This window comes from Pseudomonas sp. PMCC200344, from assembly GCF_030053095.1.
GTDB classification, from domain to species: Bacteria; Pseudomonadota; Gammaproteobacteria; order Pseudomonadales; family Pseudomonadaceae; genus Aquipseudomonas; species Aquipseudomonas svalbardensis.
This window is the reverse complement of record NZ_CP125618.1, coordinates 685,148-697,225: the sequence shown is the minus strand read 5'-3', so window position 1 is coordinate 697,225 and position 12,078 is coordinate 685,148. Positions and strand designations below refer to the sequence as shown.

5 protein-coding genes are annotated in these 12,078 nt (G+C 58.5%); all 5 read right to left on the bottom strand.

Annotated features, from left to right (window positions below; translation table 11 throughout):
• Nucleotides 1-38: 38 nt before the first annotated feature.
• Entirely contained in the window at nt 39-6,947 is a 6,909-nt protein-coding gene (locus QFW87_RS03080) for a TcdA/TcdB pore-forming domain-containing protein (protein WP_283190874.1), read from the bottom strand.
• A gap of 681 nt (nt 6,948-7,628) precedes the next feature.
• Complete coding sequence (gene cobJ, locus QFW87_RS03075) at nt 7,629-9,332, bottom strand: precorrin-3B C(17)-methyltransferase (protein WP_283189782.1); 1,704 nt, start codon at nt 9,330-9,332, stop codon at nt 7,629-7,631.
• A complete protein-coding gene (locus tag QFW87_RS03070) occupies nt 9,332-10,063 on the bottom strand; it encodes a precorrin-2 C(20)-methyltransferase (protein WP_033053597.1) in 732 nt (243 codons plus the stop codon). Before QFW87_RS03070 ends, cobJ begins: the two co-directional genes overlap by 1 nt.
• Nucleotides 10,063-10,689: a precorrin-8X methylmutase gene (locus QFW87_RS03065; protein ID WP_283189781.1), complete on the bottom strand. Its 627-nt coding sequence runs from the start codon at nt 10,687-10,689 to the stop codon at nt 10,063-10,065. Before QFW87_RS03065 ends, QFW87_RS03070 begins: the two co-directional genes overlap by 1 nt.
• Nucleotides 10,682-11,989: a precorrin-3B synthase gene (cobG, locus tag QFW87_RS03060; protein WP_283189780.1), complete on the bottom strand. Its 1,308-nt coding sequence runs from the start codon at nt 11,987-11,989 to the stop codon at nt 10,682-10,684. The genes QFW87_RS03065 and cobG overlap by 8 nt, the downstream gene beginning before the upstream one ends.
• Between the last annotated feature and the right edge of the window lie 89 nt (nt 11,990-12,078).

Genomic DNA, 12,078 nt, shown 5'->3' with positions numbered 1-12,078 from the left:
ACATCGAACAGGTTCAATGTGTCAGTGGCTGTCAGAACTCAATCTTCTATTTTTTCAACTATTGCGGTGGGCAAAATGTCTTTGAGTAACACACTGTTCGTGCTGCCCTTCCTGGCCAGGGCACTCACCAGTGTTGACACCGCGAAGGACTGATAGCTGCTCATCGTCAGAAATACGTTCCGTTGCAAAACGACATCGGTCGAGAACACGTCGCGAAAGATCAAACTGTGTCCGCTGTCCGCATCCACAATCACCAAGTGCTCATCGACCCGGCTCGCCCACAACTGATCCGCAACCACGATATCCCAGATCAGTTTTCCCGGAACCGAGGGCGAGTGGTCAAGCGAATGGCGGCAATCGACGATGACCGATTCAAGTTTCAACCACGCGGCTCGGGTGAGCCGACAGGTCGTTGAACCTTGACCCAGTTTGAGCACCAGGATGCTGACATCATCGGCAATCAACGGGAGCAGGTCCGTCCTCGTTTTCGCCCCCTCGACTACCAGGACTTCGGCGTTTCGCTGGACATAGCCGAGCGGCCCGACCTTGTTGTTCTGCGGATAGGTGTGCAAAAAACCATTCCCGTGGTCATGCAGCATCACATTGGTTTGATGCTGGGTGCCGACGAGCGTGAATGGCGCAGCAATCGCGGTCTTCGGAATGCGGATCAACCGTCCGGTCCGGACCACGTACCATTGTTGGTAGTCAGGGTCTTTGACGGACAGAAAATCGGCGCATCGATGTTCGTTCGCCAGCGCCGCCAGGCCCTCACTCAATTCATCTTCCTGTGCAGCGACCCAATGGCTGTCAACGCCGGTAATCCGTACCGGTTCGTTGTACTGCAAATCCACCTCCACACCTTCAAGCGTCGTTGCCCTCAGGCCAGAGCCTTCCACAGTTACGTCGCTAAAGGTCCAGCTCGCCCATTCCTGCGTCGGGGCTGGCAATGCCTCAGCCAGTAAGAGTTTCGTTCCCTGGGCAAATGCCGTGCTCAAGCGGTCTGGATCGATAAAACCCTGACGGACAATCCTGCCGTTTGAAAGATCAAACAGCCAGGTGGCCTGATTGTCTGGAGTAATACTCAGCAACCGTACTTCTTTGCCGTGCCCCATTTCAGCGAGCAGCAGCCGACCATCCAGGTACCAGGCGCACAAGGCATCTCCCTTGAAACCGGTCAAACCCAGGATGGCAAAACTCGACACCGGGTATTGCACCGCAACCGTTTCCAGCACCGACCACCACTGAGCCCGATCCTTGAACCAGTGTTCGGTCAGCCCGCCAAAGCTCAGATCCCCGTCCGGCGTAAAGTCAAAGAACAGACCCGAGTCGGTCAACGCGAGATAACCCCGCCCAACGGCGATAACATTTTTCAGCCCTGGGGGGGAGATGTTGCTGGACGACCATTGTGCGCGACCATCCACCATCGACCTTTGCTGACACATGAGGCTTTGACGAGGTTTGTCGTAGGTAACAAACACGTCGCCCTCGACACCGGCGGGAGTGGTGAGCAGAAGCTCATTCAAGGCCTTGATCGAGTCTGGCCATCCCCGCGCATGGTGACGCCTGGCAGGTGCCCGAATAATCAACCCATCACTGCTGCGCACCCAGACCAGATCCCGCAACTTGTCATTGATCTGCCAACAAATCGAAACCAGTGCACCGGGACGCCAGTTCACTGTAGTGGCGGACTCTGCGAGCAACACATAGTCGCCCAGCACCTGCTTCCAGTCCCTCAGCGTGTCAGCCTCCAAAACGAGCTGCAACGCAGGATCCTGACCGCGGGTGATCGAGCTGAGCAACATGGCCCGGTCATGGACCACATAGGTCAGCTCATTGCGCTGGCCGTCCTTTCCAGTGAGCTGCTGCACGACTTGAATGCCGCCATTGGTCACGGCCTCGAAGCGGACAATCGCCAGGCCATCTCCAATAAGCAAACGATAGCGCTGAACCAGCGTGCCGGTGATCGCATCGACCTGCCAGACATAGAAAGACCCGGGGTGATAGAAGTAAGCCGAGCCCTCCACCACCGCGCCCAGTATCACCTCATCGGGAGACAGGACATTCGGATCGCGGATGTACAGAAAACGATCCTGCGCCGAGTCGTAATACGCGGTTACCTTCCTGGGTTCTCCCGGCTTTTCGAACGGCACCACGAAGTTGCGAACGGGGGTGTAAGACGTGGCCAGGCGATGTTCATGGGTCAGTGTCTTGAAGTGATCCAGCAACGCTTGTTCCCCGACGGCCGGATCAGCGTCTTCTTCGACAACCTCCAACCGCCGTGCAACAAGATCTACTTGCACGATTTTGTTACCCGCCAGCTGAAGCAACACATGGTGAACGCCACCGCCATTGAATGTCACATCCAGCGTCTTCGAAACAAGACGCCCACCGGCTTCTACCCGGATGTCTGTCTCCGTCAACCATGGGGTGCGCAGCACCCATTCCATAGCAATGTGACCGGGTGCGGCGAGTTCAAGGCGCACCCCGGGGGTAAGCAGCACGGAACATTGAGCACCTGCGCCTTCTATCCGGTAGGACAGCAGCCCGTGCCACATCTTCGGCAGCGCAGGTATTGCGAGTGAACGCTCGACGTTATCGAGACGAACATTGAATACCGTTGGTTTGTAGGCCGGGATCAGCTGGTTGATCACGTACTCACCGGGAAACGAGAAGAACGAAAACAGAAACTGCCATTGCCCCTGTTCGTTCTTTTTCTCCAGTCGACGTGCCGTGTCGTAACCGCCGGCGTGACGAAACGTGACGAACGGCAGCAACTTGTATCTGTAGCCGTACCAGGTCCTGGGTCTGCCGGGCAGAACGATTGTCTGTCCTGTCTGTGGTGAGAAACGCGCCGAATCCGGCAACCCGAGGCCCTGGCGAATATCGACGGCTCGGGTGTAATCCACATCGTAATCCGGGACCCCGAAATGGTCCCGAAGCGGGAACAATTTCGGACTGTCGAAATGGACGGTGGATGCGCGCAAATCCAAATCGGCAAACACCAGCAAGGGGTGCGCAATCCAGGCATTCGACGCCCTGTCCAGGTAATAGCCGCCTTGTACATACGCCTTTTCAAGCCCATCAAAAAACAGCGCGACCTCCTTGGCTTCCTCCGCAATCGTTGCAAAACCTTCGGCCAGCGCAGTAACGCCCACTGCCAACCCGCCAAGAATCACCCCGGCGCCCCCCAGCACCGCGGCCACCGTACCCGCACCAGCCAGGGCTGCCCCAAGACCCGCTGCGCCCAACACCGTACTCGCGGAGTCGAAGGCCAACTGCGTCCCGAACTGCGCCTTTTCAATCTCATTGGTGGCATGGCTCAACTGGTAAATATCAAACCCGACATTCACCAGCCCCAGCACAGTACCGACGCCTTCATTGGCGATATGCCCCAAGGCCTTTTGCACCAACGGTGCGCTGGTGCGGGCGATCAGCTTTTCATCGTCCAGTGCCTGGCGGACCAGTTTCACAACACCAATCACATCCACCACGTTGCCATGGGCCAGTTGGGCATAGTTGACGTAGGCATGCAGGCGAATGGCGGTGGTCAGGGCCTTGTCGCCACCGCTCGCTGCACTCTCGTGACGACGCAGTACGTTCATCAAGGCTTGTACGGTGAACCCGGCATTGAGCGTATGAACGCTGCCGGCGTCCGTCGGATCAAGCGGATTGACCGACGCACGCGGGCGCGCGGCCAATGAATGGAAGGTTTCGGAGAGGAAGTTTTTAATTCTCAGAAACCGGTGATCGCCGGTGGTGACACGCTCAATGGTCTGCCCGGCATCGGTGTTGACCAGACTGATTGTGTATTCCCCTGTCGGGGTTATCTCCAGTGTCTCGAACAACGCAACAGAATCCGACGCCAGTCCGTGTTGCTCCTGCAACTGCCGCGTCGCCTGCGCGATCTGCCCACCCCACCAGTGCGCGTCCAGTTCCAGCAATGAACTGCCCAGCGCCGCATTGTTGACCAGCGACTGTCCACGGGCACTGGCCACACGTTGCCGAACCCTGGGCAGCGCTTGTTCAGGCAAAGCACCCGGCTCGGACAGGCTTGATACCTCACTGCCGGAGGCAAGCACTAGCTTGTTCAGTTTGGCGCCATCGAGCTCGATCAGATCGAAGGTCGGCCGTTGCGCATCGCCAAAGGCTGCGTAGTGCGCCGCCATTTGTTTGCGCAGGAAAAAGTGCGTCAATGCGTCACTGAACGCCAACGACGTAACAATCTCGAAGATCCCTAAATTCGGGTCGTAGAGCAGGTAAATGCTGTGCTCGCCTTCAAAGATTTTCGCCACTAGCATCGAGTGGTTGTCCGAATTGAGCATTACGGTCGTACTGGCCGTTTTTTCTTCCAGTATCGCTACGACCTGAGCCAGATTAGAGCGCATCAGTGGCTTGCCTATGTCATTGACAGGCGCGTCACGCAACTCCTCGATCATGCTCACAAACGCCTTTGAGTCCGCGGCCTCAGGCTCGATGACGGCCAGGTAAAAGCGTTCTCTCAAAGTGTTTGCCGCATTGTTGCCTTTGTGGAGCGCAGCAGCCATGGCCAGTGCCAGTGGGTAACAGCGTCCGGCAACCCGATCGCCCGATCCTTCGAGCAACAAGTCCTGGGGCACCAATTTGAAACTGCCGTGATCAAAGCTCTCCAGCACTTCACCGATTCGCTCGCCAATACGGTCGCGGTATTCGAGCTTCGCCACTTGCTGAATCCTGGCGACCAAACGTCCCCATTCCACCAGGGTCAGCGGACGTTCGAGTGCCTGTTTCTTGAGATCAACACTCGTTTCGGACAAGGCGACAGGCGGGTTGGAAGCACGCGTCAACCCGGCAAGGAAAGCCGAATGACTTTGCTTGAACAACTCCCGCTCAATGGCCCCGTAACGGTGGATGACTCCCAACTCCGACATCGTATTGGCAAGGTTTTCAAGCGTTGCACTGGCGGCATCAAAATGATGGTTATCCAGGGCATTGACCCCCAATAGCCCACCCAGCAACAGACGTTGCAGCGGGTTTAGCTTCACGGTGAGAAGTGGGTCTTTGGCGACCTGGCTCAGCAGTTCATCCACCGACAGATTTTGTGTCGCCGCGTCCGGGAGGGATGCCGGGGGGCGGATGTTGGCGTCCTGAGCAATGATCGCTTGCCGGTCATCGAAGCTCAGGGACAACGGCTTATCAAACGTCACGCTGCCGTTATGGCGCTGACTCATTGCCTGGCGAAATGGCTCACCGAGATCATCGGCCAGTTGCTGCAACAGATCGGTGATCAACACATGACGACCTTCGATCACCGGCCAGCCTTCTTCGAAATCAATACGCTGGTACTTGAGCAGCTGTGTGACATCGCCGGCATAGCGCGCCTTGAATTGCCCCGTTTCCCATCGTATTTTTTCTCTGCTCAGCCATTGAGTGAAATCATTCTCGTTCTCCTTCCAAGAGTGATCCAGCTCCTCCTCGGTCGCCAGGTTGACGGTTGCGATGGCTGGGATGGCGACATCCGCTCGCGAGGCTTCAGCACTCTGTTGCGTGAAATGCATCTTTGCGTAATCCGCGATGCCATCACGCATGGCGGCGGGTCCGGTCAAATAAATCGTCACCTCGCTATCGGGACGAATACCGTCCCTGAAGTACTTTGCAACCGCTACAGTCAGAAATGCGGCGGACTGAAACTCCTCCGCCGACAGCTCGCCCAAGAGCCTTAACCTTTTCTCGATAATCTCCATGCCAAGGTCGGCCACAGCATGAGAATCGGAAGGAGCAATCTTCCTTTCAAGGGCTAACCGAGTAGTGGCATCAAGCACCTCATAGTTAAAGCTGAAACGGTCGAGAACGGCCTTGAGCATCGCAGAGCCGGGATGAGCCATCATGAACGCATTACTCAACGTGCTTTGCTCGGCGACGGCACGCAGTCCATCCGGTCGCACTTGGCGCTCTACCGGGCGCCGGAAAACACTGCTGATATCAGGGCTGCTCTTGGCAAAATTCTCCAGCGCCTCACGGTGTTCCTCGGGAATTTGCTCGAAATAGCTGGTGTACCTGCTGCGTAAAACCTGCCGACCCGGCATCCACTCAGGGCTGTGGTCAAGTATCAGCTGCAAAACACCCAGGCGTGCATCCGAGCCAAACCGGCTGATATCCACCCCGCCCAGGTTTTCTAACAGCGGCGGCAGGTTATCCACGTCTGCATAACTGCCACCGTCGGCGAACAGCGCCTCGGCGCGGACAACATCGGAGGCGGCAGCAAAGTTGCCACGCAAGCTGATTTCTCGCTCGTAGATGTCCTGCAAGTACAACGGTGTCGCCTCGGTGGCGAGATCGCGAAGAACAATAGCGCCCTCGTTCAACGACAACAGACTCTGGCGGTTTTTTTCCCTGAGTACTTTCAACCGTCCTTCATCTTGGCTATAGGCTCGAACCAACAGATCTATCCTGGCGTCGTCGGCGCTCTCACCGCGCTCTACCGCTTTATTAATGTGCGCAAACATCTGCTGCTTGAGAGCAATGACCCGCGGTTCATACTTATCGCCTAGCTCAATAGCGGTACTACTGGCCTGCCCGCCATTAAGCATGGCGTCAGCCTTGGCCGCCTCGACAATAATTCGATTGGTTTCGTAGGCCAGCAATGCATCGCTGTCGTACCAGAGTTTGAGGGTGTAGTTCTGCCCAGACAGTGTCTGCTTCCAGATATTGATGTAGTCGCGCTGGATATTTCCTATACCACCGCCGAGCCAGACGAAGTGCAGATTGTCCGGAACGTCGGTCTTTGGAGTTTGCAATTGCTGCACGCCGCTCGACAAACGAGCCTCGAAACCTTCGAGCCGTTCGTAGATGCCTGTCACGTCGGGGGCCGCGCGCTCGGGAGGAAGCGACTCAGTCGTTCGTCGTGGTCGACCCTCAGGCCCGACAAAAGAGGCCAAAGCCTGTTTCAACAGGCCCAGCGGCTCCAGCATCCTGGGCGAATCGAGCAAGTCGATGCAGCCTGAGTAATACCTGAAGACGTCGTCATACTCATCGGTACCTTTGTGCGAAATTAACGCCTGTTCAAGATCTTTAAGATTAAAAAGTTTTGCGAACTTTACATATTCACCGACATACGGAACATCCAAATGACTATTAGACAAGGCACTCTCCAGCTTCAATACATGCAATTAAGTTCTGTAAGCCAGCCGCGTAAATACCGCTCGACGACAACGTCAACCATTTCGTATTTTTGAACGAGACCCAACCACTATGCAAAGCAACCACTTCACACGAGACAAAACTAAATCGTAAAAGCAGGCACTTCAAACCCGATGAAATTCAATTAATTTCAATACAATCAAATTTGAAAATAATAAAACTTTATATTGCCGACTTAAATAATCGCACTTAGACAAACAAAAATGGTCGGGACCATCAACAAACAGGCGGCGCTGTGACTCATGCGCAACGCCGAAGTTATCGACTAAAAAAAAAGCACTGCATAAAGGAAGAAATCAGCGACAGAAAACAGTATTGATTCGTCGTGGCGAGAGTCATAAATCCCACAACGACTGGTGAAGTAAATGACGCATCAACGCCAAAGTGAAAGTGCCAAACCAGCAGACGGTAATGTATCAAGTGAAAAACGGCCCACGCGGGGCCGCTGTGGTTCAGGAGGCAGGCTTGATACCGTACCAACGCGGCGTATACACCCACTCACCACCCTCGGCACGAGGAAATGCACAGGTGGTGGACGAGCCGATCAACACCATGGTGCGCATGTCCACCTGATCCGGGGTCAACTGCCCCAGCGTAGTCACGCGCAAGGTCTGGCCCGGGCGACCAATGTCTCGTCCCAACACCACGGGCGTTTCTGCAGTGCGGTGTTGCGCGACAATCTCCAGTGCCCGACCCAACTGCCAAGGACGCGACCGCGAGATCGGGTTGTAGAACGCCAACGCCAGATCGGCTTCGGCGGCCAGGTCCAGGCGCTTCTCGATGATCGCCCAAGGCTTGAGGTTGTCCGACAGCGACATCACGCAGAAGTCATGGCCCAAGGGCGCGCCTGCTTGAGCAGCCGTCGCCAGTGACGCGGAAACACCCGGAAGGATTTCCAGATCGACGCTGTGCCAGCTCGGCTCACTCGACTCATGCAACGCTTCAAGCACCGCCGCCGCCATGGCGAACACTCCGGGGTCGCCGGATGAAACCACAATCACCGAACGGCCTTGCGCCGCCAGCTCGAAGGCGTGGCGGGCACGCTGCATCTCTTCGCGGTTGTCAGTGCAATGCAGCACCTGATCTTCACGGAACGGCCCGGCCATGCGCACGTAGGTTTCGTAACCGAGTACGTCGGTGGCCCTGGCCAGTTCGGCCTTGACCGCTGGCACCATCAGTTCGGCAGCGCCAGGGCCCAGGCCGATCACCGCCAAACGACCGCGTGCACGGCCGATCTGCGCAGCGTCCAGCGGCTGAGTGGCCACCGCGATGGCAATGCCGGTATCCGCTGACACGATGGTAGCGTTCGGCACGGTGTGGCGGGACAACTCGCTAACGCCGCCGCTGACCGACGCAAACCGCAGAGGTACACCCAGTTCAAGTGCCGCTTCGCGCAATGCCGCGCTAGCCATGTCCAGATCGCTCGCCAACAGGCACGCCACCGATTGCACGGCGATTTTCGCTTGATGCAGGGTCGCGCGAATGGCGTCTGGCAGACCCGTCACCTCACCGCTCACCGCCACCAACACATTGCGCGGGTAAATCATCAATTCATTGGCTGCCGGTGTCCGCTCGGCATGGCCGACATGGATCGACAGATGCGCTTGAGGATCTTGCGGCAACTGCGCCTGCGCCAGCCACGGCGCAGCCCCTTCGACGCGTACGCTTTGGCCGGCGAGCAAATCCGAGACGAAGCGCTTGCCCAGTTCCAAATCGCCGAGGGCGTAACCGCTGGGTGGATTGAGCAAGCAGGTGCCGAAGCGCAATTCACCACTGGTGGTGATCGCCGCAGCAACCTCGAGACCGGCAGCAATCTCGCGCGCCATGACGTTCACGCCACCGAGGCCGCCGAGCAGCGGCACCACGGCGCTGCCGTCTTCAGCCACGGCCAGCACTGGCGGCTCGGCGCCTTTTTCCAGCAGAAGCGGGGCCAGCGTGCGGATCACGATGCCCGCAGCGCATAAGGCGATGATCGGCGTGTCCTGCTGATAGAACTCACGCAAGGTGGCGCCGAACTCGTGATAGACGCGGTCCGCGCCTTGCACTCGTTCGGTGAGGCCATGAATCAACGCGCCGGGGTACACCTGCTGGATCCTGCGCGCGGTGGCGAGGCTGCCATTGCCCAGAATGACAATCGCCGGAACTGGACTGGACATCAGCCTTGCCACCTTTCACCGGGAACAATGATCAGTGAGAAGTACGGCGACGACATCGGCTCGACCTGATCCAGCGGGACAATTTTCTGATTGGCCATGGTCGCGCGTTCAACGTACAGCGCACGTTCCGCCAGCCCGAGTTCTTCCAGTACCTGACGGACCTTGGGAAAGTTGCGCCCCAGCTTCATGATCACGGCGGCATCGGCATCGGCCAGACGACGCTTGAGATCGTCGGCGGGCAATACACCCGACAGGACCGACAAGCTCTGATTGCGATACACCAGCGGCGCGCCCAGCACCGAAGCACCGCCGAGCATCGAGCAGACACCCGGCACGACTTCGGCTTCATAGCGCTCAGCCAGACGATCATGCAGGTACATGTAGGAGCCGTAGAAGAACGGATCGCCTTCGCAGATCACCGCCACGTCACGGCCAGCGTCCAGGTGCGCGGCAAGTTCTTCGCCGGCCGCATCGTAGAAATCGCTGATCACTTGTTCATACGACAGCGGCGCCGGCAACGCTTCGGTGGTCACCGGATACACCAGCGGCAGCAGCGTTTGCGCGTCCTGCAAGTGCGCCTCGATGATGCCGAAGGCGTTGCCTTTTTTGCCCTTGGCGACGAAGTACGCCACCACCGGCGATTCACGCAGCAGGCGCAGGGCTTTGACAGTAATCAGTTCCGGATCACCAGGGCCGACGCCAAGACCGATCAAACGTCCAGGTTGCTGCATCATTCGATCTCCGTAGCGAGGGCATTGACGGCGGCGGCGGCCATGGCGCTGCCGCCCAACCGGCCTTGCATGATGACGAAAGGCACACCGCGACTGTCCGCCGCAAGCATCGCCTTGGATTCGGCGGCACCGACGAAGCCCACCGGGAAGCCGAGAATCAGCGCCGGTTTCGGTGCTCCGGCGTCGAGCATTTCCAACAGATAGAACAGTGCGGTCGGCGCGTTGCCGATCACCACCACGCTGCCTTCCAGATGCGGACGCCATAGCTCCAGCGCAGCGGCGGAACGGGTGTTGCCCAGCTCACGAGCCAGTTCCGGAACGCTGTCGTCGCGCAGGGTGCAAATCACTGGGTTGTTGGCTGGCAAACGCGCACGGGTCACACCTTCGCTGACCATCCGCGCGTCGCACAGAATCGGCGCACCGGCGGCCAGCGCATCACGCCCGGCCTTGCCCGCGCCTTCGGAAAATTGCAGGCCGTCGATGGCGTCGACCATGCCGCAGGCGTGGATCACACGGACCGCGAGCTTTTCCAGGTCGGCCGGAATACGGTCGAGGTTGGCCTCGGCACGAATGATCGCGAAGGAGTTGCGATAGATCTCCTGACCGTCGCGGATGTAATCAAGCATCAAGGGGGCTCCGTGAGCGGGCGTCGAGCAAGGCTGCGACCGCTTCAATAGTAAGGTTGCGTGCGTGCAGCGCGCCGAAACCCGGCTGCGCTGCGTCGCGAAAATAGAGGTCGTAGTTACCGGGAGAAACCGCCAGCAAGGTGATCGGCGCACTATGCGCGGCGGCGCAGGAACGCTGGCAGCCAGACAGGTGCACGTTCAGTGTCTGGCCGTGACGTTGCAGCAGCGCCGCCAGTTGTCGGGCATCGCCCTTGGTGTCGGCCAGGCCTTTGCCGCAACCCGTCGAACCGGTGCAGGCGATCAGGTGCGCCAAGGCATCGTCGGCCGAGCAACGCAGACCGAGTTGTTCAAGGCTGTGGATAACTTCCCGAGCATCGTCGACATGGACACCGGGTAATAACAGGCTTTGCCAGGGTGTGAAGCGCAGGCTGCCGTCGCCCTGGTCACGTGCCAGGTGTGCGACGCCTCTGAGCATCGCGGGATTGAGACGGCCCAGCGGCGGCACCGCGCCGATATACACGCGCTTGGCCTCACGCTGTGGATGAGCACCGATGTGCAAGACACTCGGATTTACCTTGCGCTGCCAACCCTTGATGGGCATCAACGGCACACGTTCGGCCAGACGAGCGAGAAACCCGTCGAGCGAACAATCAGCGAGCAAATGCCGCATGCGTGTCTGCTCGGGACGCGCCAGGTCAAGGAACAACTCCAGAACCGCGACCACCAGCGCGTGGCCCTGCTCCAGTGACACCGCACCCACAGGCGAGTCCACTGGACACCCCGCCAGACCGAATGCAAAAACCAGCTCGCCCTCTCGCTCAGTGGCACACAGCCACAGATCATGAGGGTGTTCGAGCATCGCCAGACCTTCGCCGCCATCCAGTTGCACGGCAAACTTGGCGCTGAGGTCGTGGAAGCGTTCATGGCTTTGCAGCGTAACGAGGATCTGTTCGGCCAGCGGGCGCGTGTCGAACAGCATCTGCTGATCAATTCCCGCACTCGGGCTGAGCATCAGATTGCGCACATCGTCGCCAGCGGCGGTGCTGGGCCCCAACCCGGCCGCCATCAGGCCGTCGATCAAGGCGCCCTGTTCATTGCCAATCCCGCGAATTTGCAGGTTGGCGCGGTTGGTCGCCTCGATCACGCCGCCAGCGAACCGCTCAGCTGCACTGGCCACCGCGTCGGCCTGAGCCGCACTGATCGAACCACCATTCAACTTGATCCGGCAGATACCACCGTCCAGCGCCTGGACGATACGCAGCAACCCCGGACAGGCCGAGGGGCGTAAGGCTGAGGACATCGGGCGTTTGTTCAAGGGGGGCGACCGGCAGTGTGGGAAAGGCGCTTCGCGGGCGAAGGCGCGGTATTATGCCTGCTTTGTTCGACGGC